Origin of the sequence: Endozoicomonas sp. NE40, from assembly GCF_040549045.1 — a bacterium.
GTDB lineage: Bacteria > Pseudomonadota > Gammaproteobacteria > Pseudomonadales > Endozoicomonadaceae > Endozoicomonas_A > Endozoicomonas_A lisbonensis.
Window position 1 is genome coordinate 3,220,779 of sequence record NZ_JBEWTB010000002.1, and the last position, 23,057, is coordinate 3,243,835.

Sequence of the window (23,057 nt, forward strand, 5' to 3'; positions counted from 1 at the left end):
GGATCAGAAAACTTATATTGCCTGCAGTATTGATGCTTTGAATGATATCGACGTAAAAGCATTCGAGAGCTGAACAGGTATTAGAGTAAGGAATTGTCCGAAAATAACTTCTGTTTCCCTCGTCATCTCCGCGTAGGCGGAGATCCACTGCTTGTTATGGATTCCCATCTTCATGGGAATGACGAGAATGAGGAGCTTATTTCGTGACAGTTCCAAAGCTATACGATTCTGGCGTTCATAGTTGTATAGCTTACTCGATCTCTTCTGGTTTAACGACCTGATATGCATCAGTTTGATAGTCGGAAAGTGTGATGGAAACACCAGCTTATGGTGTTTCCAACAACATCTAATTTATATCAACCAGGTCTCCTTTAGTCTCCAACCACTGTCGTCTTTCTCCTGATTTTTTCTTAGCCAGGAGCATGTCCATTTTTTGGGTTGTTTCGGCAATATCGTCATCCAGGGACAACTGAACCAGACGACGAGTGTCGGCAGACATGGTGGTTTCACGCAGTTGCAACGGGTTCATTTCGCCCAGACCCTTAAAGCGCTGAACGTTTACTTTACCTCGTTTCTTTTCAGCCTTGATCCGTTCGAGAACACCTTCTTTCTCATCCTCATCCAGTGCATAGAACACTTCTTTGGCAACGTCGATACGGTACAGCGGTGGCATGGCAACATAAATATGACCACGCTCTACCAGTGGACGGAAATGCTGAACAAACAGGGCGCACAGCAGGGTAGCAATGTGCAGACCATCGGAGTCCGCATCGGCAAGGATACAGATTTTGCCGTAGCGTAAGCCGTCCAGTTTGTCGGAGCCCGGATCGACACCCAGCGCTACAGAAATATCGTGTATTTCCTGAGAGCCCAGTACTTCACTGGAATCCACTTCCCAAGTGTTCAGAATTTTACCACGCAGGGGCAGTATCGCCTGATACTCCCGGTCACGTGCCTGTTTGGCGGAACCACCTGCTGAGTCACCCTCGACCAGAAACAGTTCAGTGTACTTTAAGTCCTGACTGGCACAATCCGCCAGTTTGCCGGGCAGGGCAGGGCCTTGGGTGACTTTTTTACGTGCCACTTTTTTGGACTTGCGCATGCGCTTCTGGGCATTGTTAATGCACAGTTCAGCCAGCTGTTCGCCTTCTGCGGTGTGCTGGTTCAGCCACAGGCTGAAAGCATCTTTGGCTACACCGGAAACAAAGGCGGCGCATTCGCGGGAAGAGAGGCGCTCTTTGGTCTGACCAGAGAACTGTGGGTCAGACAGTTTGGCAGACAATACAAAGGCACAGTTTTCCCAGATATCGTCAGGCCCCAGTTTTACACCACGGGGCAGCAGGTTACGGAATTCACAGAATTCGCGGATGGCATCCAGCAAACCGGTTCGTAAACCATTAACATGAGTACCTCCCAGAGGCGTTGGGATCAGGTTTACATAACTTTCGGTCAACAGGGTGCCACCTTCCGGCAACCACTGTACGGCCCAGTCAACGGCTTCCTTGTCACCTTTCAGTGAGCCGGTAAAAGGCTCAGAAGGCAGGGTTGGGTATTCGTGCGTGGTACCTCTCAGGTAGTCCTTCAAACCGTCTTCGTAATACCACTCGGTGGTGTCACCACTGTGATGATCGACAAACTCAACCCGCAGCCCCGGACACAATACGGCTTTGGCACGGAGCACGTGCATCAGCCGGGAAACAGAAAACTTTGGCGAGTCAAAGTACTGCGCGTCCGGCCAGAAACGAACGGTTGTACCCGTATTACGACGACCGCAGGTGTCGATGTCATGCAGGTCTTTATCTTTAAAACCGTCTTTGAAGGTGATCTGCGACACTTTGGCATCACGGCGAACAGTGACTTCCAGAACGGTGGAGAGTGCGTTGACGACAGAGACTCCCACGCCATGCAGGCCACCCGAGAACTGGTAGTTCTTGTTGGAGAATTTACCACCGGCGTGCAGGCGGGTCAGAATCAGTTCAATACCTGAAATACCGTGTTCAGGATGAATGTCTGTCGGCATACCCCGGCCGTCGTCGATGACTTCCAGAGAGTTGTCTTTGTGCAAAATGACTTTGATTTTGCTGGCAAAGCCAGCGAGAGCTTCATCGACACTGTTGTCGATAATCTCCTGGGCCAGATGGTTGGGTCGGGTTGTATCGGTGTACATGCCCGGACGTTTACGGACCGGGTCCAGACCACTGAGAACCTCAATGGCTTCTGCGGTGTATTCGTTACGCATGGAATCCTTATCAGATGGAAAGCATGGTCAAAAACGCTGTTAGCCCGATAGTGTATCTTAATTGGCCTTCAATCGTCAGTTCCATCTCCTTGCCACAGCTTTCTTTATAACGGTCAGCCGCCCGGTGTTGTTCTGATTTCTTTAATGAATTAAAAAACGGGTTCAAACAGCTGAAAACTGTAAACCCGCTCTTGTGTGACTATACTTTCGCCACTTATTGAACCACTTATCGAACAAGGTGACGGGTCTGATGCCGTTTCTGTCACAGCTTATTGGCCACCCTGCTGAGAGTGTTGCTGTCATCGATGAAACAGGCGAGCACACCTACGGAGAGTTACTCGAACAGGCCAGAGCCCTTTCTTCAGTATTGAAACAGGAGGTTGATGCAGATCATCCGTTTATTGCATTTCTGGCAGGACGTGATGCTGTGTCGGTGGTTTCATTACTGGCTATCTGGCTGGCAGAGGGCATTGCACTGCCTCTTGATCCCCTTATGCCGGTTCCTGAGTGGGAATGGCGTATTCGGGATGTTGACGCGAGGTATCTGGTTTACGCGCCCGACAGTGAAGGTGATGCCCACTACCTGATGCAGCGCTGTGGAATAAAAATTCTGAAAGCGACCGGACATGAGGCAGCCCCGTCCGGACTTATGGCACTGGATCAGCAGAAAGAAGCGGTTGTTATTTATACCAGTGGTACCAGTCGATATCCTAGAGGTGTCGTTCATACCTTTGGTTCTGTCGAAGCCCAGGTAAAAACATTGTGTCAGGCGTGGCAATGGTCTCCTGAAGACAGGCTGCTACATGTTCTGCCCATTGCCCATATCCATGGGCTGGTTTGTGGATTGTTATGTACGCTGGCAGCAGGAGCCAGTTGCTTGCTTATGCCTGCATTCAAAACTGAAAAGGTGTGGGAGCAACTGGCCAGCCGGAGGTTTACGCTGTTTACCGCCGTTCCTACCATTTACCGGTACATGCTGGATGCCTGGGACAAGTCTTCTGAAGCACAACAGCAGAGCTGGCAGGATGGAGCAAGAACGCTCCGGCTGGCGATTGTGGGATCATCTCCATTGCCTCCTTCCGTTCATAGTCAATGGTTGGAGTTGGCCGATAAACCGCTTTTGACAAGATATGGACTTACGGAAGCGGGCATGGTGTTGTCACAGCAGGAACATGGAGAGCGCCGGCCTGAGTGCCTTGGCAGCCCTTTACCGGGCGTCAGTGTTCGTCTGGTGGACGAAAGCGGCAATGAAGTCAACGATGTTGGTGAACTGGAAGTGCGAAGTCCGCAAATGTTCAAGGGTTATCATGGTAAAACTGACCTGAACCAGCAGGCGTTTAACGACGGCTGGTTTCGAACCGGTGATATGGCGATGCTGGACCATGGACAGTATCGCCTTTTGGGTAAACGCAGTATTGATATCATTAAAACCGGTGGTTACCGGGTCTCTGCCCTTGAAATTGAAGCCAAGCTGGACGCTCACCCTGGTATACGGGAGTGCGCCATTCTTGGAACACCCTGTGACCGGCTTGGTGAAGCGATCTGTGCCTGTGTTGTACCTGTATCAAGACATATTAACCTCAGGGAGATCCGGGAGTGGTTATGTACAGAAGTAGCGTCTTACAAGTTGCCTACCAAAATGACCCTGCTGGAACAGTTGCCCAGAACACCTCTTGGAAAGGTGGATAAGCAGGGCCTTAAGCGAGTACTGAGTTCTCCGACACAACAGTTCATTACCTGACCAATGTCTTCTGTGTCTCTCTCCGGCAGACGTTCCGGGGGAGTGCTTATGATGACTCTGTGTTTCCGGAACCGAATCGACGCAAAGACGTAGCTGACAACAATCTGCGAAATCCTTTCTTATTGTCAGAACTTTTGTCCGCTGTTATTGGAATCGTTGCTGGTTGTGCCTGTTGAGAGAACCGTTCATCGGGGTTGGGGTGCATGTTTTCCCACATCCACAGTAATAACAGGAGTATCAGTGCCAGGGCGCAGGCTGCGGCAAGCAGTTCAAAACAGGCATCCCAGCCATAATTGTCGAGCACTTTTCCCAGCAGCAGGTTGGCTGATGTAGCGCCAAAGATATAGCCGAAAAGGCCAATAAAACCGGCTGCGGTGGCTGCAAACGGGAGGGGTACCAGGTCAATTATATGCACATGCACCAGCATGACAGGGCCATAAACCAGAAACCCTGTAGCAATCATGGACAGCATGGCGTATGTCGTGTTACCCGCCGGGCATTGCCAGTAACACAGGATGGAAATCAGAACCATTGTCGTAAACAGTGCGTTGACGGGGGCTCGTTGTCCCCTGAAGTGTCTGTCGCTCAGATAACCACAGATCAGGGTACCGGGGATAGCAGCGTATTCGAACGCAAAAAATGCCCAGCTGGAGGTGTTGAAACTGAAGCCTTTGGATTCCTGCAGATAAACGGGAGCCCAGTCGATGACGCCGTAGCGAACGAAGTAAATGCAGGCGTTGACGACGGCAAGAATCCAGATCGGCGGAAGCTTCAGGCAATGCTGGCAGAAAAGCCGGAAGGATTGCCTGAAAGATGACCGGTGATGTTTGATTCCATGTTCTTCTGCCAGCTCTGGTGAGTGGGGTGGCAGCCCGCACTGTTCCGGGCTGTCCCTCAACATGAAATAGCAGCCAATGGCTATCACTATGGCAATGGAGGCCGGAAAGTAAAAAAGGCTTTGCCAGTCACAAAACAAGGCGAGAGCCAGTATCGAGAGAGGCCCCAGCAAACCACATCCGGCATTTTGCGACAGGCTCCATATACTCATGGCCGTTCCCCGTTCCTGACGCACAAACCAGTGAGCGATCAGTTTTGCGCTGCACGGCCAGCCAGCCCCCTGCAGGCAGCCATTCAGAGCCATCAGACATACCATGACCATCAGCGGAAATTGCAGGATAGGCATAAAGCCTATAAACAGTGAGATGCACCCCGACAGTATCAGGCACAGTGGCATGAGTTTACGGACATCCAGCCGGTCGGCAAAGGTACCCATAACAAAGTTGCTGATGCCATAGCTCAGCGACAGAGCGCACAGTGCCATTCCCAGTTCGGTTTTACTGTATCCCTGACTGATAAGGTCAGGCATGGCCAGAACAAAGTTTTTTCGTACCAGGTAATAAGCGGAGTAACCCAGGAATGCGCCACCAAGAACTTGCAGGCGTAATTTTGAGTATCGTTGGTGTTGTGTCCTTGAATATCCCTCAGGCACAACTGGGCTCTTGAAAAAAGACTTCATACTGCGTTGATATCCAGATGTGAGATAGAAAAAGACTGCTCGGTACCAGGGCCTTCAGACTTGTGATGCGGTGTTTAAGATCCCCTGACAGAGTGGCCGCGTTGGTCATTGCATTACAGGTGATGTTTCCGTGGCAGGTATATTTGAAATTAAACAACAGTGACCATCTATTGCGCGGTTCCCTGAGAAACCGAACCGGTTAAACTGGTAAACAATGTAGCACTGGTTTGGAATTTTGCCGGATTAATGTTGGCTGGAGGGAGAGGGTACCAGCGCCAGAAGACCTATAGCACTGGTTTTCCTGAAAGAAAGTCGAAGACGGTTGGCAGCATATCATCGTAATGCTCAAAGGAATGGTTGCCGCCTTTCTGGATAATCATCTGGGCATTGGCGTACTTTTCTATGGCTTTCCGATAATCAAGAGTTTCGTCCCCTTCCTGCACCATCAGCAAAATGTCCCGGGCGTTATCGAGCCATAAGGTCTCAAGGGATTGCAGGGTGTCGACGTGATCCGTGGTTAACTCCCATTCATCGCCGGTGTAAAAATTGGTTTGCCTGCCCAGATAATCACGGAACAGTTCGTAGGGACGAACAGCAGGGTTGATCAGAACCAGACGGGTGACAATTTCCGGGTGGAGATAGATCAGGCGCTGCATCAGCCAGGTACCATAATAGCCACCCAGAGAGCTGCCAATAATATAAACGGGCCGTATGCCATACTCGCGACTGATGCGGTCAGACATCAGGCGTCTTGCCTGCTCCGGGTGGCTGGGTAGATCGGGTACCCACAAATCCATATCCAGCTTGTTCTGATGGACATGGCGAATGGTCTGTTGCGCCTTGGTGGACCGGGATGAACTGTTTAATCCGTGTAAATAAATCAGCAGAGGCGTTTTTGTCATTGTCAGTCCCAGGGTTATTCCATCCGCGTTATCAGGGTGTCCAGCAGTAGGTCCGGTTTATCAGCAACCGACAGTATATCGGGCAGAGGCTGAGTGACATAGCCTTCAGAAATGGCATGATCCATAAAATCAAGCAGGTGATCATAATAACCACAGACGTTCAGCAGGCCGGAAGGTTTGTGGTGAAAACCGGTTTGCAGAAGCACAATGTACTCAAACAGTTCGTCCAGGGTACCTGTTCCGCCAGGCAGTGCAATGCAGCCGTCTGAAATATCACACAATGTCTGTTTTCGCTCACTCATGGTGTCAACAATGTGCATTTCGGTCAGCGAGTCGTGAGCTTTTTCCAGATCAACCATCAGTTTTGGAATCACGCCAATCACCCGACCACCCAGTGATAAGGCATGGTTGGCAATACATCCCATCAAACCAATGTTTCCTCCCCCATAAACCAGAGTCATATCACGCCTGACCATGGCTTCAACCAGGTCGAGTGCAGCGGCTTTATATTCCGGACGGTGGCCGGTATTGGCTCCACAGAAAATACTGATGCTGGTCATTCAATCTCCTGACTGTTCGTTGTCGGATGGTTAAAAACACGGAGAAAGATAAATAGTATCAGGAGAATCCGGAGTTTGCTTCCCGGAGAACAAAACCAGACTCTTTCTTATGGACAGAGTTATGGAAAAAAATGGCCGCAAAAAGCGGCCACTTCAGAACAACGATGTGTATTAACGATGGTGATCAGTCGCGCAGGTGTACAAACCAGTTGCTCAGGCCAACCATCACACCACCACCCAGGATGTTACCGATGGTGGCAGGAATCAGGTTCATGAAGATAATGTTGTGCAGGTTGATATTGCTGAAGTATTCAGCGGTGTAACCGGTGTTTGCCCAGAATTCTGGTGTTGCAACAGACTTGATAAAGTAGCCCATTGGCAGCAGGAACATGTTGGCAACCGAGTGTTCGAAACCGGCAGACAGGAAGCAGGCTACTGGCAGCATGCAGGCAAACATTTTACCCATGGCGTCGCGGGAACTCAGTGTCATCCAGTAGGTCAGACAGACGACCAGGTTACACAGTACACCCAACAGCAGCGCCTGTACGAAAGTATGACCCAGTTTACCATTGGCAATATACATGTAGTTAATGCCGATCTCGCCACCTGCGCCTTTAAACTGTCCAACAGCCATCAACATGGCGACCAGTAAGAAAGAACCAGCCATGTTACCGAGGTAAACCAGTGTCCAGTTTTTGGTGATCTGGCCAATCTTGATACGACCGGTCGCACGCCCCATCAGCAGCAGGGTATTACTGGTAAACAGCTCGGCACCGCACAGCACCACCATCATCAGACCCATACTGAACGACAGGCCGCCAACCAGCTTGACCATACCATAAGGCAGGTCGCCGGCACCGGTGGTGACAACCGTATAAAACATACCCGCCAGAGAGACAAAAATACCCGCCAGAATGGCCAGGACAAAAGTCACCTCAGGGTGCTTTTTGGTTTTACCAACGGCTACATCTTCAGCCAGACGTGCAATTTCAGACGGAGCGACAACTCCAAACTGTGGCGATTTACCGGTTTGCATAATGATATTCCATGGGGATTGAGGAATGGGTATGAGTCTGCGTGCTGGCAGTCCTGACTGGATGGTTGCGTCAACACACCGACATCAAAGGTGAAACTTTTCCATCAGGGTTTGTCAGATGTGTTGAAAAATTCCACAGAAAAAAGCGCAAAAAGTTTATCAATGGCTGCATTGCAGAGTCAGAAAGTGGATGTACGCCTTCTCTTGCGGTGTGTACGTATATAGTAGTTGATCTTGGACGGGTTTCAGGAGAGGATAAGTAGATGGCTTCCATCTTTCGTCAACACTGTCTTCAACTTGCGGAAAGCCTTCAGGAATAGCCGTTAAATTCCTGATTATCAGGACCTGTTCGTGTCATAAAGCCCAGGGGGAAGGGTGATGCACCGTAGTCCATTGATTATTTCTGCAATCTGTTTTCTGGTCACTTCTGCTCATGCAGCCGATACCGTATCGCCTGCTCAGGAAGAATCAGACAAAAAAGCACCAGCCAAGACCAGCACCTTTGATGTTCGTGCTTATCCGGATCATTTGTCTGAACTTAAAGTGGTTGAAAAGTATTCCAAAACACACTCTACAGGACTTGTGGTTGATTATTACCCATTTGAACAGAGTGGCTTCAGGGTATCAGCCGGTGCTTACGGCAGTGACCAGGGGAGTGTCACTGACTCCTATTCCGCAGTAGGCAATAAAACCTATCTGGGCGTTGGCTGGAAAAAGTTACTGGACGACGCTAACCGACTGGATGTCAGTGTTGAGGTGGGTGCGTTTTTTGGTGAAGAGAATCGGGTTGAATCTTCTCTGTCCGGAGGTTCCGGAGGAAATGATACCGGCAATCTGCCGGATAGCCTTGACGCTATGGAGTCTGCGGTAAAAACCGTTAAACCAGTGGTGAGTCTGGGTATTCATTATCGCTTTTAATCATGCGTCGCCTCTATTTGTTTTTTGGTCTGGTGTGTCTGTGTCCTGCACTATTGTGTTTAACGAGGTGTCCGGAGTCATCGGATCATTTCATAGTAACTGTCAATATGAGGCTTTATCCTATTACAATTCCCCATCATCTCCTTGGTACACCCTATCAAGGGCGATGTTGTCGTAACTGAAAGAGTGGCTGCGATGACATTTTTTGTAGCAAATAACGGCCATTGCAGTTGCTACAAAAAACAAAAATGCACTTCCTGCAGCTGCTACTCCTATGATTTCTTTCGTGCCGAAGGAGCTTTTATCATCTCTGCTTTGCTGTTTTTGAGTGAAATTTGCCGATGGGATTGTAAGAGACGATGTTGTTGAAACCGTCAGGTCACTTCTGGTTGATTGTGTAATGCGGGGCAAAGCGGTGGTTGTTCTTTTACGTTCTGTTTGCCAAACGGAAGATCTGGACTCTTTCACCAGACTCACTGTAGAAGTGGGTGTACTGCTTTTTTCAGCCCGGTTGCCGACAGAAACACTGCTCTTGATTGAGCGAACTGGCGTAACAGTCACAGAAGAACGGGAGTTGTCCGGTGTTTTCTGTAGTGATACAAAGTGAGAAGAAGCGGTTTCAGTAATACCAGCGGGCAGTGAAGACGTCGGACTGGTGATGATTCTGGCAGGTGTTCTATTCAACTGGCTGGTTGCTCTGGTTAAGAGTGTGGTTGTGTTTTTCAAAAGAGAAACAGTGGCATCGGACGAAAGTGTCGGCGTACTGCCTCCTGATACCAACTCCGTTATTACCTGGCTGAGGGTTGGGTAACTCTGCACAGTCGGTGTTGGTATCAATGTTTGTGTTGGTGCCGATGTTGGTGTCCAGTTGTACTGACAGGAAGTGCCATCTGCAAACCGGATTCTGCCCCGGGTATTGCCCTGGTCAAGATTTCCGCAGGCTGAAGCTCCTGGTAAATACTGGTTGTTGCTGTCCCCGGAAAGTTCCACAGGAAAAGCCTGTAGCCGGTCCAGTTCTACAGCCGCAAATGTGCCGAGAAGCTGGTTTGATTTCAGATGTAAAGACAGCTTGGCATTCAGTGACAGAGATACCCGATACCCTTTCAAATAATTATTATGCAGAACAAACGAAGCGTTCTCTGTCGTCAGTGCGGCCCTGTTCACATCGGTAATGCCTGTAAGAACAATACCGTAAAAGCTCTGGCCAGAGTTTGTCGCTTCCAACCGGTTATCCTTAATGGTTGAGTCGGCTGCAGACGCAATATTCAGGCTGACCGGAAGGTTGCCGTCCGTTAAAAAGTCATTATTCTGCAATAAAAGAGCGTGAACCTTCTGCGGAGTTGCCGATAAGTCCTGATAGTCAATACTCACCTTCAATGCAGGCGCCATTTTTTTTTCTATCCCGGGAGTTTGACAGGAATAAAATTGATTGTTGTGAATCCCGGCCAGTGTGTCGCCTGACAGACGCCCTGATGCTATCTCTTTTTCATCGACTTTGATGGCAATATCAACCACGGATTTTTCATACTGAAAAAACTGATTATTAAAGATATCGATAATACTGGTATCTGGGTTGACGGGCAGAGCCATAGGATTAAACTGCGCTTTAATTACCTCGAAATGGGTTTTTTGGACGTTGAATGTTTTTATCTGGTCAAAAGCATAAAGATTGGTCAACCCGGTAATAGTATTACCTGCTCCACTCAAAGTAATAAGACTATTTCTATTGGCCCTGGTAATACGCTTCTGAATATTCACGTAGTGATTACTGGCCAGTTGTGAATTGCTGCCATTCAGAGGGATAGCCACCAGACTCTGGCCCGGCTCCAAATGAATTGTTTTATCAATCCAGAATGTGTTTTGCCACACGCTCGGCAGAGCATCTCCTGTTGCCTCTTTTGCCTCCCAGTCACAGGGCTTCTGTGCATCAGTACGCTGCGGTCTGATGCCTTTGCCAAACAGTAAAAAAGCGGTGTTATATTTTTTTTCCCAGCTTCGGGCGTCATTAAATCTTTTTATTTCCTGGTCAAGATTGCCGTTCAGAGGAACGCTGACAACGCAACGATGGATGACTTCATTGGGCTTCTGTTTCGCCAGTGTTTCCAGAACTTCGACGGCTGCTGACTTCATGCGGGTCGTCAGACTGATGTCTCCCGTCTCGGGTTCCTGCTGGCCGCACAGTCGGTATAACGCATCATCAGGGGATTCGGTAGTGCTGGCTTTAGTCGTGCTGGCTTTAGTTGTTGCCCCTTCTGTTGGCAGAGGCGGCGCTGCGAGAGAAGAGCCGGATACAGCCCAGAAAACCGCCATTACAATGGCACAGGAGAAACTCAGATTGCCTGATTTATTCATGGGTAGACTGCTGTGTAGGAGTAGATGTGGTTTCGCTACGACTTTCGGGACAGAGGGTTCCATCGCTGAAAGCAATACTGCCTGATACAAACCTGTCTCCGACATTACCGCAGGGGAACCGGATGCCCTGCCGGTAACGGTTATTATTGTTCCCGGAAAGAGCCAGGGGATAAAGTTGCCAGAGCCCTCTTTGAATAGCGCTTTGTGTACCCAGAAGGTCATTGGAGTGTAGTTCCAGGTTCATGCTGCCGTTGAGTAACAGTGAGTTTCGAAATCCGGAAATAACGTTTCTTTCCAATCGAAAAGACTGACTGGGTTGCCCTTCGTCTTTCCCTCCGGTCAGTGAGATGCCGTGAAGGCCACCGTCGGCGGTCATCAGATTATTATTGTCAAGGGTGGCATTGGCTCTGGCAGAAAGCTTCAGGCTTATCGCTTTATTGTTATCCGCAATAAACAAATTATTGCGCAAATCCACTGTATGAATCCTGTCAGGTTTCTGTGCGTAATCCCGATAGGTAAAGTCGGCTGTCAAAGCAGGCTCCAGAAACCCTTTGTCTGCGCCGGAAAGGCAGGAATAAATATGATTGTCATCAATGCGTATCAGGGTTTTGTCTGCAATCCAGCCAGATATGATGGCTGCGATATTATTGTCCGTCTTTTTCAATGCAACGCTGATAGCCGGTTGCCTGATTTGCAGAAACTCATTACCTGAAATATCAATCATTGCAGACTGATTGAAGCTGTACAGTGATGAAGGTGCTATCTCAACCCGGATCAGCTGCGTATGAACCTCGCTGGCCTCTATCTCCCCTACCCGCTCTTTGCCACCAAAGCATTGTTCGTAAATCGTCGTTTTGTCATTCATGCCGTAGGCATTGGTCAGCCCTGAAACAAAAACCCCCCTGCCTTTAACCGTTATAAAGCTGTTTCTGACCGGCTTGTATCCTTTGTAGTACCAGTTATACCGGCCACCACAGATGATGGTTGCTGCTAGTTTGCGCCGCAGACTTACATAATAACCTTCAGCCAGTTCTGAGTTACTGATATCAATAGGGACACCAAACAGCCTTTGCCCCGGGTGGAGAATAATGGAGTTTTTAATGGTAAAACTGTCCCGCCATGAGGAGGGAACGGGTAATAAGGCAGGCTGTTCAGAGGCCGCAACCACCGGCTTAACATCCCGACAGGCCGAGGGGTGGGTGATATCTACAGGGGTTTTGACACCCTTTCCGAATAATAAAAAAGCAGTGTAGGTTTTGTGGTACAAAGATGCACTGTTGTTATAGCGGCTTATTTGTTCATCGACATTACCGCCTTCCGGGGTCAGAACAACACAACGATCTATCTGCTCTGTGGGATGTTTTTTTAAAAAACGTTGTAGTACCACGGCAGCGGCCTTCCTCATGGAGTAGTCAAAGTGCAAATCCCCGTGGGCTTCAACATGCTTACATAAACTCTGTAACTTCTCATGGGGCAGATCCAGCTCATCCTCACATTCAGGATTACCAGGTTGACGACTACCAGACTGGAGGCCATCGGGTAAAACAGTAGGTGCTGCCAGCAAAGGAGCAGAAGGCAGCCAAAAAAAAGCTACCAGCAACACATAGGTTTTGAAGCGGTTTAAGTGACTCATGCAAGACCTCTGTCCGCAACGGGTTTAGTGGTTATTTATCCGGGGAAAATGTTGTGACATCAGGAGCTGACGATGGCAGTTCTGGCGACGGTGGTTCTGATGTAGCAGCCGTATAGCTTTCCGGACAGGGCATATCATCGACAAACAGAAAACCTCCTTCTATCCGGCTGTTCTCAAGGGTTGCACAGGGTTTCGCACCCAGGTATGAATTCTGCCGGTTCCCGGAAAGCTGTACTGCAAAGTCCCGATGCTGTCCGATTCGCTTCAATGCGTGCTCTGTACCCAGCAGCTTGTTTGAATCAAGCTGTATCCGCATTATGCCGTCGAACGCAATGGCGGCTTCAAACCCTTCTACGGCATTACCATCAAACAAAAAGGTCGGCGCAGGTTTCGCCGTATCTTTCATCAATGTAATACCTGAGATCGCAATACCCGATGATCCTGCAGCGGTTTTGCCAGAAATAACACGATTGTCTCTGATGACTGATTCGGACCCCGGAGAGACATTCAGATTTACCGCTGTTTTGTGACGGGTACTAAACCGGTTGCCCTTTAGCTCAAGCGCGTGATTTGTTGTCGGATCAGGCGCGGCATCCCGGTAGCTAAGGTCGATATTGAGCGCAACTTCATTGCTCTTTTTACTGCCCCTGGTAAAACAGGAGTAAATATAATTATTACGGAGGCTGACAAAGGTTCCCCCATTAAGCCACCGAGAAAAAAGACCCTGGTCAAGCAATGAAATATTGACGGCACTATTTTCAAACTGAAAAAGCTCATTATTTGAAAGGCTGACCAGCTGCGAACCTCTGGTTGGATAAAGCGACATCAGATTAAGCTCAATGTTAATCAATTGGGTATAAAGCTCGTCCGCATAAACAGTCGTGCGATGAGTTCGCCAGCTACAACGCCGGCTGTAGCCTTTTCTGTCATAAACCCCGTCGATATTGGTCAGTCCGGAAACCCCCGAACCGGGCTGGCGAATGGTAATCAAAGGCCCCCTGTTCCTGATGGTTCTGCGCAGGTTGCTTCCATTACAGCCAACACTGGCCGTGGTTTGTCGCTTGAGATTGACACGGTAACCTTTTGCCAGTGTGGCACTGCCAATATTCAGGGGGATGCCAATCAGTTTCTGGCCGGCTTCCAGTTCAACAGGGGCGTTTACCAGAAAGCTGTCCTGCCATACTTGTGGCAATACTGATGGAGATTCCTGCTCCTTGCCGTTCTCACCCGCTACCTCAACCGCCGACGTGCCACAGACTTCTCCGTTATTTTCCTGATGCTTTCTTACCCCTCTTCCGGGTAGCAAAAATGCAGTGTAATTTTTTTCAGACCCAAGCTTGTTTTCGTTATATGTTTCGATCTCATTATCCAGCTCAGTACCGTCTGGTACTTTGATGACACAGCGGTCAATCCGGCTGAACGGATGTTCTTTCCTGAACCGGTCAAGACCATTAGCAACACTGGCAATAAGTGCGTCATCAAGAGAGGCGGCATCCCCATACTCTACGTTGTGGTTGCACAGTTTGCTTAACCGGGTAAAACCTGGCCCGGGGGTTGGAGTCGTAACGGGAAGAACGGCTACCGTTGTATTGTTTACTGGTGTCGGGGAAGCCGTCGTTGAGTTAGTCGGTGCCGCTGTGGTTGCTACAGAAAAAAAACATAAGAGGAATGCAAAAATCAAGTTTGTCGCAGGCCTGACATTTGTGGAATTCACAGGGAACCTCACCATTTAACTCAGAAAATGACTGGACTCATTCAACTCACAATAAATACAGAACCGGTGCTGATATCTGTCAGGGAGGGGGTGTAGCTGCGGAGTAATCCGATGGACAGGGTGTCCCGTCAACAAACAGAAAACCCCCTTTGATATTGGATAATTCAAGCCCCTCACAGGGTGACGCCACTTTCTTCAGATAACGATTTCCACGATCACCTGATAGTGTGACAGGGTCAGTCAGTTGTCCCGGAACTCTGGCAACAGCACTTTTATTCCCGTTCAACTGGTTGGAATTAAGCTCCAGCCTGAGCGCTCCATCCAATAACAATGCATCCTGAAAACCGGCCACATGGTTGTCTTTAAGACTGAAACCGGGCCTTGGCCGTGATGTATCTTTCAGGTGATTAGTGCCTGTGAGAATGACGCCTCTGGAATCACTGATGGATCGCCCCGAAGTGATAAAGCTGTTCTTTTTAATAATTGTCTCGGTATTCGGAGCCGCTAACAGCTTCACAGCAGTCCGCCCCTTCGTCATCAGTTGATTTTCGGCTAATGTCAGGGCATGAATCGTTTCCGGGTTCTGTGCATCATCCTGATAGTAGGTATTGATGTTCATGACTGGAGACATAAGCGAACCGCTTATCCGGGGGTGACATGAGTAGAGCCGGTTATTGCTTATCTGAACAAAGGTCATATTGTCCATCCGGTTTGAATGGATACTGTCACTTCCCTGTTTGAAGGCTATATCAATCGCTGGCTCTTTCACCTGAAAAAATTCGTTACCTGAAATAACGTAGAAGAGAGCATCTCCGGGGGTTACCAGTTTCGGGTCTATTTCTGCCTTTATCAGCCCACTATAGCCAAGGTAGGCATCAACCTCGCCTTCGTGGGACTTGCTAAAAATATACCCGCGCCTCCCTTTTCTGGTACAAGTACCTTTGAGAGTGGCTTTTTCATTCATATCGATAATGTTGGTAAAACCGGAAACCACAACACCCGGGTACAACAATCGGATAAGATAATCCCGGTCGACATCAAAGCCGGTAAAATCTGTACTGTATTTTTTGCACCGGATCTGCCCAGTGATAGTACGCTTGAGGTTTACGTAATAGCTCCCGGCCAGAGCTGAAGTATTAATATTAAGCGGCACTGCGATCAGCTTCTGCCCTGCTGCCAGAGGGATAGACTCCCTCACCTGGTAAGAATCCTCCCATCCATCCTGAATCGCAGAGAGCTGGCTCTGCGGGTTGCCGGCAAAACGATAGGCCCGCAAATGACAGGATTCAACCTTACCCTCACCGGATGTCCTGACACCTTTTCCAAGCAGCAAAAAAGCAGTGCCATAGACTTCACTCGGCAACTTTCCTTCATTAAAAGATAAGATTGCTTCATCCAGTGCGCTATTGTCAGGAATTTTAATAACACACTGGGAAATTTTTTCTTCCGGATGCTTTGTCCTGAAATTTTCTACTGCCGTGACCACAGACGATATTACGGTGTCGTCTAAATTTAAATCGCCATAATGAACAGTACCGTTACAGTAGCCGGATAGTTTATCCCTGAATGCTGAATGCCCACCTCCGGCAGTCGTTGTTGCTGTAGTGGTTGATGGGGGAGTCTGGGTTGTAGAGTTGAAAGGAGCTGCCAGACTGCCGTCAACAGTCAGCAATACCAGAAATATTGGGATCAAAGTGTACAAAGAAACAGGTAACATCTTCTCCGGGCATAAAGCTCCCAAAAAAGCCACCCCGGGGCTATCTTTTGACTCAGGTAAATAGACGAACCAAGGCAAATATTTTTTCAGTAGACGACCTGCGACCTGCTTCATCCGATACCTCACAAAGCGATAACACCACTGGCTGAAGAGTTATAGTCATATAGCCCTTTAGATGAAAACTAATTACGAATGATTATTATCAGTGTTTAGATTGGACTTTATAGTACAGCGCCAGTCTTCCGACAAGAAAAAAGTTGAAATTTATCAGCATGCTGACAGCACTAACCACCACCTTAAACAGTTTGCGTTGGTGTTGGTGAATGTTCGTTCACCGGGCGGTAATGTCGGTGCGATAGAGTTTATTGAGGAAAGTGGTGTCTAAAATTCTGCGGATGATTATCAAATGATTGTCATTGATAAGAGTGGTCAGTGGAGGATGGCAGTTGCCATCCTCCTTTAGCGCGGTCTTTATGGCGATAAAAACAGGCTGTTCATCAACAGCGGCTTAAGGCTATTTAGCATCAGCCTGCTGTGGCTGTTTGCTGGCTTTCTTCGCTGTCTCCTCTTTCTTCCAGGCACCAATATGCATACCTTTGAGAACATTCAGGGCCTGACTTAACTGGTAATCTTCTTCAGCCAGACTTTTCTCGGGCTTGGTTTCTTTTTTGTCGGTGGCTTTGGCTTTTTTGCCGTTGCCGTTGCTCAGGTGTCCCTGCAGATTAGCTTCCTTGTACTGTTCAACGGATTCAATCGGAGTGACTTTAGCACGGGGCAGAACAATATCTGGCTTGATGCCTTCCGCCTGAATAGACCGGCCACTTGGGGTGTAATACAACGCAGTGGTCAGCTTCAGTCCCCGTTCAGAATCAACGCTCAGTGGCAGTACGGTTTGAACGGAACCTTTTCCGAAGGTCTGTGTACCCAGCAATACCGCACGATGGTGATCCTGCAGTGCGCCCGCCACAATCTCGGAAGCAGAGGCTGAACCGCCGTTAATCAGAACCACCAGTGGAACACCGTTGGATGGGTCCACACTGGACGCATTAAACTTCAGGTCTGAGTTAGGAATACGGCCTTTGGTGTAGACAATCAGCCCTTCTTTAATAAAGCTGTCCACCACACCAACAGCGGCCTGCAGAACCCCGCCAGGGTTGTTACGCAGGTCCAGTACCAGACCTTTCAGCTTTTCATCTTTCTGGGCTTTTTTCAGCTTGCCCAGGTGAGCCAGCAGCTCTTTGTCTGAGTCGGACTGAAACTGGCTCAGGCGAATATAGCCGTAACCGTCTTCCAGAGTTTTGGAGCGAACACTCTGTACCTTGATAATGTCGCGTTTAACCGTAATTTCCAGCGGTTTAGGTTCGCCTTCACGGACAATGGTCAGTTTGATCGGTTCACCGGGTTTGCCGCGCATACGGTCGACCGAATCCATCAGGGTCATGCCTTTCACACTGGTGTCGTCCAGCTTGATGATCAGGTCGCCGGGCTGGATGCCTGCTTTCTGGGCGGGCGTGTCATCAATAGGGGAGATGACTTTAATGAAGCCATCTTCCATACCCACTTCAATACCCAGGCCACCGAACTGACCTGAGGTATTGATTTCCAGCTCCTTAAAGTCATCAGGCTTCAGATAGTCGGAGTGAGGATCAAGACCCGACAACATGCCTTTGATCGCGTTTTCGAGCAGCGTTTTATCATCCACTTCCTCGACATAGGCGGTCTTGATGCGTTGCATGACTTCGGTAAACGTTCGCAGCTCTTCCAGTGGCAAACGGCCTTTCTCACTGGCTGCTTTGGCATTCTCTGAAGAGGAACTGTCAGTAGACTTGCTGGCTTCTTTAACAGGTTGTTCTTTTTCACCAACAGGTGCCGTCAAGCCAATGGGTGAGTAACCGGTTGATAAGGCCAGAATACTGGCTAATAACAGCCGGTTAAAGCGAAAAGTCGTTGTCATGGATGCTCCTGCAAACTGTTATGAGAGTTCAAGTATAGGAGGCTGTAGTGAATACATGGCAAGGCCATCGCTCTGTACTCTTGCATCCCGAAAAGTAGGGTGTTCATTCTATAGTCTATCGGTTGTCTGTGGTGCATCTTCAACAGCACTAACGGGTCTGCAGCCATCGTGAAGGATTTTGAGGTTTGCCCTGGTGGCGTATTTCAAAGTAGAGCCCGGGTTCTTCCAGTCCGCCACTCTGTCCTGCCAGTGCCAGCGGTTCTCCGGCCAGAACGGTTTCGCCTTCGGCTTTCAACAGCCACTGGTTGTGGGCGTAAAGGGTCAGGTAGTCATCACCATGATCCAGAATAATCAGTTGACCAAAGCCTCTTAACCAGTTTGAGAAAATAACGGTGCCATCATGTACTGCGTTAACCCGTGTGCCGGAGTCAACGGAAATCAATACCCCTTCCCAGCTCATACCGGTACCCGGACGTTTTTGCTGGTAGCCATACCGGACTTCACCCTCTACCGGCCATTGCAGTTCACCCTGGTTGCTGGTGATCGGACGCTGCAAAGCGGCTTTGGCCGCCAGCTGTGACAGAATGGTTTCCAGCTGGTCCCGCTGCCGGTCAAGATCCTGCAGGCGTCGGTTACTGCTGCCCTGACGCTGACGAATCTGGCTGATCAGGCGCTGACGTTGTTCCTGTACTTTGTTGAGGTCATCACGTTGCTTTTGCAGACTGTTTCTTTGCCGGGTAAGGTTAGTGTTGACCTGCTGCTGCTCCCGGGTGTTGTCATCAATTTCCCGGAGCGTGTTCTCGAAAGCAGTAATCGCATCCAGCTGCGCCTGCTGCAGATGTTTTAAATACGTTAAATGACGTGAAATATCTTCCGGACTTTCCTGATTCAGCAACAGCTTAAGCCGGTTTTCCCGGCTGGCAAGGTAGGCTGAGTGTACACTGCTGGCGATGTGTTTTTTTTCTTTATTTTTTCTCGCCGCCAGTTCCTGCTGACGGCGCTGGAGCTTTTTTACCTGTTTACTCCCTTCCTCCAGCTGACTTTCAAGACTACGAATCGACTGGCGCAACTCACTCATTTCCTGTTCAGATCGTTGCAACTTTCGTTCTGTTGAAGATCGCTCCCGGTTGAGTTTGGAGAGCAGACCTTTCAGGTGCTCAATGTCGCTGTTAATCGTTTCCAGCTGGGCTTCTGTGGTCGCCTTGGTTGCTGCATCCTCTGCGGCGCTGGCAAAGCTGCCAGGGCTGCTCATGGACAACAGTCCAACCAGCGACAGCGCAAGCACTGGCGGCGTTGCTGTTGGTTTCATTATCAAACGTCACAGGTTGTGTATTTAGTACCTCAGTATGCCTTTAATTAAACCTGTAAAACAATGACAAACGGTCATGAGCGGAAAAAGCAGCTCACCCCGAAACGTGAAAGTGGCTACAGAGTTAAAAGAGAGCCTGCGTAAAAGCAGGCCCAAGAGGTTTGCCAGATCATTGAATGAATATTATGCCTGCCAGGCTTTCACCAATGCTTTCTGAATGGGTACCGGCACGCAGTCATAATGCGAGAATTGCATACTGTACTCACCATCACCGCCGGTCATGGATTTCAGCGTATTGCTGTAACCGGAAACATTGGCTAATGGTGCCTGAGCATGCACGGTGACTTTCATATCTTTGCCTGCATCCGTACCGGTGACCATGCCTCGTTCACTGGCAAGGTGTCCTGTGACATCGCCCATTGCCTGATTGGGAACCGTAATGTCCATTTCAACAAACGGTTCCAGCACAACCGGGTCGGCTTGCTGGATCGCATCCTGAAATGCTTTTTTACCCGCAGCAACAAAAGCAATTTCCTTGGAGTCGACACTGTGGTGTTTGCCGTCGTAGACCACAACACGAATATCCTGCATGGGATAACCGGCAATGGCACCGGACTGCATGACTTCACGAACACCCTTTTCGACGGCTGGAATGTACTGGGATGGAATAACGCCGCCCACTACTTCACTGGCAAACTCAAAACCATCGCCTCTGGGCAAAGGTTCGATGCGCAGGAATACTTCACCAAACTGACCGGAGCCGCCATTTTGTTTCTTGTGTCGATGATGCCCTTCGGCCTTGTTACGAATAGTTTCGCGGTATGGAATGCTGGGTACTGAAGTCGCGACTTCCAGACCATACACCTTAGCCATCTTTTCAATGGACAGTTGCAGGTGGGTTTCTCCCAGCCCTAACAGAACGGTTTCATTTTCCCGTTCCCGATGTTCAATGGTCAGGCTGGGGTCTTCTGCGACCAGACGATGCAGAACTTCTGAAAGCTTCTGCTCATCACCCCGGTGCGCCGGAGCGATGGCCAGACTGGCCATGGAGGGTGGGAATTGCAGGTCGCGCAGATGGTGATGGTCTTCATCGTGGGAGTCGTGCAAAACCCCGTTAAAATGCAGGCTGTCGATCTTGGCCACTGCGCAGATATCCCCGGGGCTGGCCTCGATGACTTCTGTCGTTTTACTGCCCTGAAGCTTTAACAGATGCGCGATGCGAACCGGTTTCCGGGCGTCGCCAAGGAAAAGCTGGTCACCGCTGCGAATTGTCCCCTGATGCACACGGAACACACCCATCCGCCCAATGTAAGGGTCCATGGACACCTTAAAAACATGGGCAATGGCGTGTAACTCCGGGTCTGGAACGACAGAGACAGGGGTTGCATTTTCTCCTTCTCCTTTTAAGAAAAGAGGTGGGTTGCCTTCAGAAGGCGTTGGCATCAGCTCACACAGAGTATGCAATAGCTGTTCAATACCTGCCCCGGTTTCTGCTGAAGTGAAGCATACGGGAATCAGGTGGTCTTCGCGCAGTGCCTGTTCAAAAGGATCGTGAAGCTGATCTGGCTGCAGGCTTTCTTCCTGTTCCAGATACAGTTCCATCAACGCTTCATCCACTTCTACGACCTGATCAATGAGCTGGTCGTGGGCTTCGTTAACGGAGCTGAAAGCGGTTGGAGTGTCGTATTCCGGTGCAAAATAACAGTCAACCATCCGGCTGCCGTCTTCTGATGGCAGGTTAATGGGCAGGCACTGGCTGCCCAGCTGATCCTGGATATCCATTAACAGGGATTCCAGTCCAATCTCAGGAAGGTCGCACTGGTTGATGATAATCAGGCCGCATTTTTTACGTTCATGCATCTGCTCAAATGCCCGGCGGGTCACCGGTTCGATACCGTGTCGGGCATTAATGACCAGTGCCACAGATTCAACCGCAGGCAGAATGCTCATGGCACGGCCAAAGAAGTCAGGATATCCGGGAGTGTCGAGAAGGTTTACGTGGGTGTTAAAGTGATCAAACTGAAGAATGCTGGTTTCGAGAGAGTGTCCGGCGGCTTTTTCCTGGTCAGTAAAGTCTGATACGGTGTTTCCCCTGCTGACATCGCCTTTCTGTTTGATGGCGCCGGAGGCATGCAGCAGGGTCTCCGCAAGTGCCGTTTTCCCGCTGCCAGCGTGACCCAACAGAGCTATGTTACGAATATGGTCGTTGAATGCGGCCATCTTGTCACCTCCCGGTCTCGATTAAGAATTGTTGTTCTTGCCTTTGAGTATATGTATGTGTGATGTCGTTTATTTTGTCCCTGATCAATGCTGGGTGTTTGAACGTGTTATGCTTTGATTATACGTATTGAAATTATGTATCGGATTTGTGTATTGAATGTGTGTGAAAGGGAGTGGCTGATCAATGAGACTGACCTTTTTAGGCACTTCTGCTGGCGTCCCCACCCTGGAACGAAATGTGACAGCACTGGCGCTGGCGCTGGATGAACAGAGAGAATGGTATCTGGTGGACTGCGGGGAAGGTACGCAGCACCGCTTGATGCGCAGTCGTTATACCCTCTCCGGTTTAAAAACGATCTTTATTACCCATGTTCACGGTGATCACATGTTTGGCCTGCCCGGACTGATCACAACAGCGAGTATGCAGGGGCGCAAAGACCCGCTGACCATTTGCGCCCCAGCCGGGGTTGAGAGTTTTGTGCGGCACGCCTTGCAATGTGCCGCTGTCACAGAGCTGCCCTTTACACTGACATTCAGGGCAACCGATGTGGAAAGTTTTGAATACCGTGATAACCACTTTTCAGTGACTTCCCACGAGCTGTCCCACCGGGTACCCAGCTTTGCGTATCGTTTTGCGGAATGCTGTCATCCGGGTGCATTGGATCAGGATCGGCTCAATGCCCTGGGTGTTCCCAGGGGGCCGCTATGGGGAAAATTGCAGAGCGGCCAGCCGGTGACTCTCGAAGATGGTCGGGTGATTGAGCCTGAGCAGGTTCGCCAGCCTCCCCCGCCTGCCAGAGTCGCTGTTATCGGTGGCGACAATGACCAGCCCGGCTTGCTTCATACGGCATTGCAGGGGGCGCAGTTAATGGTTCACGAAGCGACCTTTACGGAAGACGTTTTTTGTAAAGTCGGGCCGAAGTATATGCACAGTACGGCAAAAAGGGTGGCAGAAGCAGCAGAGCAGGCGCAGGTTGACCATGTCATTCTTACGCATTTCAGCGGTCGTTATCGTCGTTCTCCCAAACCGGGAGAATATGGGGTAGAAATGTTGCGGCAAGAAGCGAAGCATTACTTTCATGGGACAGTCAGTCTGGCTGAAGACTGGGGGTGTTGGCAGTTAGGTAGAGACGGAAGGCTGGAGCGGTTGAAAGATCATTGACTGGCACTGGCGACATGTCGTGACAGATTTGTTGAAGCAGAAACTTTACCTTTACGGTGGGATCAACTTAACTGCTTGCCACTT

At 49.6% G+C, this 23,057-nt stretch carries 16 protein-coding genes; 4 read left to right on the top strand and 12 right to left on the bottom strand.

What is annotated here, in order from left to right:
• Nucleotides 1–346: 346 nt before the first annotated feature.
• Nucleotides 347–2,239 carry a DNA topoisomerase IV subunit B gene (gene parE / locus V5J35_RS15430; RefSeq protein ID WP_354007995.1) on the bottom strand — a complete coding sequence of 631 codons (1,893 nt, stop codon included), beginning with the start codon at nt 2,237–2,239 and terminating at the stop codon, nt 347–349.
• A 250-nt stretch (nt 2,240–2,489) separates the two neighbouring features.
• Here parE and V5J35_RS15435 point away from each other — a divergent pair, with 250 nt between their 5' ends.
• A complete protein-coding gene (locus tag V5J35_RS15435) occupies nt 2,490–3,980 on the top strand; it encodes an AMP-binding protein (protein WP_354007996.1) in 1,491 nt (496 codons plus the stop codon).
• A gap of 46 nt (nt 3,981–4,026) precedes the next feature.
• Here V5J35_RS15435 and V5J35_RS15440 read toward each other — a convergent pair whose 3' ends face one another.
• From V5J35_RS15440 to focA, 4 genes are all read right to left on the bottom strand, one after another.
• On the bottom strand, nt 4,027–5,469 hold the full coding sequence (locus V5J35_RS15440) for an MFS transporter (protein ID WP_354016431.1): 1,443 nt from the start codon (nt 5,467–5,469) through the stop codon (nt 4,027–4,029).
• Between the two features lie 311 nt (nt 5,470–5,780).
• Entirely contained in the window at nt 5,781–6,398 is a 618-nt protein-coding gene (locus V5J35_RS15445) for a YqiA/YcfP family alpha/beta fold hydrolase (protein WP_354007998.1), read from the bottom strand.
• Between the two features lie 14 nt (nt 6,399–6,412).
• Nucleotides 6,413–6,958 (bottom strand): LOG family protein, encoded by a 546-nt coding sequence (locus V5J35_RS15450; protein ID WP_354007999.1) that lies wholly within the window; start codon nt 6,956–6,958, stop codon nt 6,413–6,415.
• A 184-nt stretch (nt 6,959–7,142) separates the two neighbouring features.
• Nucleotides 7,143–7,994, bottom strand: coding sequence for a formate transporter FocA (gene focA / locus V5J35_RS15455; protein ID WP_354008000.1), 852 nt, complete (start codon nt 7,992–7,994; stop codon nt 7,143–7,145).
• Between the two features lie 378 nt (nt 7,995–8,372).
• Here focA and V5J35_RS15460 point away from each other — a divergent pair, with 378 nt between their 5' ends.
• Nucleotides 8,373–8,912 (top strand): hypothetical protein, encoded by a 540-nt coding sequence (locus V5J35_RS15460; protein ID WP_354008001.1) that lies wholly within the window; start codon nt 8,373–8,375, stop codon nt 8,910–8,912.
• 123 nt (nt 8,913–9,035) lie between these two features.
• On the opposite strand, the gene V5J35_RS15465 is transcribed toward V5J35_RS15460, so the two are convergent.
• From V5J35_RS15465 to V5J35_RS15480, 4 genes are all read right to left on the bottom strand, one after another.
• The gene (locus V5J35_RS15465) at nt 9,036–11,264 is read right to left on the bottom strand and encodes a hypothetical protein (RefSeq protein WP_354008002.1); all 2,229 of its coding nucleotides are present in this window, start codon (nt 11,262–11,264) and stop codon (nt 9,036–9,038) included.
• Nucleotides 11,257–12,897, bottom strand: a complete 1,641-nt coding sequence (locus tag V5J35_RS15470; RefSeq protein ID WP_354008003.1) for a hypothetical protein — start codon at nt 12,895–12,897, stop codon at nt 11,257–11,259. Before V5J35_RS15470 ends, V5J35_RS15465 begins: the two co-directional genes overlap by 8 nt.
• A 31-nt stretch (nt 12,898–12,928) precedes the next feature.
• Nucleotides 12,929–14,578, bottom strand: a complete 1,650-nt coding sequence (locus V5J35_RS15475; RefSeq protein WP_354008004.1) for a hypothetical protein — start codon at nt 14,576–14,578, stop codon at nt 12,929–12,931.
• Nucleotides 14,579–14,690: 112 nt separating this feature from the next.
• On the bottom strand, nt 14,691–16,328 hold the full coding sequence (locus V5J35_RS15480) for a hypothetical protein (RefSeq protein ID WP_354008005.1): 1,638 nt from the start codon (nt 16,326–16,328) through the stop codon (nt 14,691–14,693).
• Nucleotides 16,329–16,542: 214 nt separating this feature from the next.
• On the opposite strand from V5J35_RS15480, the gene V5J35_RS15485 reads away from it, so the two are divergent.
• On the top strand, nt 16,543–16,713 hold the full coding sequence (locus V5J35_RS15485; protein ID WP_354008006.1) for a hypothetical protein: 171 nt from the start codon (nt 16,543–16,545) through the stop codon (nt 16,711–16,713).
• 129 nt (nt 16,714–16,842) lie between these two features.
• On the opposite strand, the gene V5J35_RS15490 is transcribed toward V5J35_RS15485, so the two are convergent.
• From V5J35_RS15490 to fusA, 3 genes are all read right to left on the bottom strand, one after another.
• Nucleotides 16,843–18,282 carry a S41 family peptidase gene (locus tag V5J35_RS15490; protein WP_354008007.1) on the bottom strand — a complete coding sequence of 480 codons (1,440 nt, stop codon included), beginning with the start codon at nt 18,280–18,282 and terminating at the stop codon, nt 16,843–16,845.
• 148 nt (nt 18,283–18,430) lie between these two features.
• On the bottom strand, nt 18,431–19,591 hold the full coding sequence (locus V5J35_RS15495; protein WP_354008008.1) for a murein hydrolase activator EnvC family protein: 1,161 nt from the start codon (nt 19,589–19,591) through the stop codon (nt 18,431–18,433).
• Between the two features lie 183 nt (nt 19,592–19,774).
• On the bottom strand, nt 19,775–21,811 hold the full coding sequence (gene fusA, locus V5J35_RS15500; RefSeq protein WP_354008009.1) for an elongation factor G: 2,037 nt from the start codon (nt 21,809–21,811) through the stop codon (nt 19,775–19,777).
• A gap of 184 nt (nt 21,812–21,995) precedes the next feature.
• Here fusA and V5J35_RS15505 point away from each other — a divergent pair, with 184 nt between their 5' ends.
• Nucleotides 21,996–22,973, top strand: a complete 978-nt coding sequence (locus tag V5J35_RS15505; RefSeq protein WP_354016432.1) for a ribonuclease Z — start codon at nt 21,996–21,998, stop codon at nt 22,971–22,973.
• Nucleotides 22,974–23,057: the final 84 nt, after the last annotated feature.

Excerpts from the sequence above, each read along its gene's own strand:
- parE (WP_354007995.1), bottom strand. The coding sequence starts at position 2,239 with ATGCGTAACGAATACACCGCAGAAGCCATTGAGGTTCTCAGTGGTCTG.
- V5J35_RS15435 (WP_354007996.1), top strand. The coding sequence starts at position 2,490 with ATGCCGTTTCTGTCACAGCTTATTGGCCACCCTGCTGAGAGTGTTGCT.
- V5J35_RS15445 (WP_354007998.1), bottom strand. The coding sequence starts at position 6,398 with ATGACAAAAACGCCTCTGCTGATTTATTTACACGGATTAAACAGTTCA.
- V5J35_RS15450 (WP_354007999.1), bottom strand. The coding sequence starts at position 6,958 with ATGACCAGCATCAGTATTTTCTGTGGAGCCAATACCGGCCACCGTCCG.
- focA (WP_354008000.1), bottom strand. The coding sequence starts at position 7,994 with ATGCAAACCGGTAAATCGCCACAGTTTGGAGTTGTCGCTCCGTCTGAA.
- V5J35_RS15460 (WP_354008001.1), top strand. The coding sequence starts at position 8,373 with ATGCACCGTAGTCCATTGATTATTTCTGCAATCTGTTTTCTGGTCACT.
- V5J35_RS15465 (WP_354008002.1), bottom strand. The coding sequence starts at position 11,264 with ATGAATAAATCAGGCAATCTGAGTTTCTCCTGTGCCATTGTAATGGCG.
- V5J35_RS15470 (WP_354008003.1), bottom strand. The coding sequence starts at position 12,897 with ATGAGTCACTTAAACCGCTTCAAAACCTATGTGTTGCTGGTAGCTTTT.
- V5J35_RS15480 (WP_354008005.1), bottom strand. The coding sequence starts at position 16,328 with ATGTTACCTGTTTCTTTGTACACTTTGATCCCAATATTTCTGGTATTG.
- V5J35_RS15490 (WP_354008007.1), bottom strand. The coding sequence starts at position 18,282 with ATGACAACGACTTTTCGCTTTAACCGGCTGTTATTAGCCAGTATTCTG.
- V5J35_RS15495 (WP_354008008.1), bottom strand. The coding sequence starts at position 19,591 with ATGAAACCAACAGCAACGCCGCCAGTGCTTGCGCTGTCGCTGGTTGGA.
- fusA (WP_354008009.1), bottom strand. The coding sequence starts at position 21,811 with ATGGCCGCATTCAACGACCATATTCGTAACATAGCTCTGTTGGGTCAC.
- V5J35_RS15505 (WP_354016432.1), top strand. The coding sequence starts at position 21,996 with ATGAGACTGACCTTTTTAGGCACTTCTGCTGGCGTCCCCACCCTGGAA.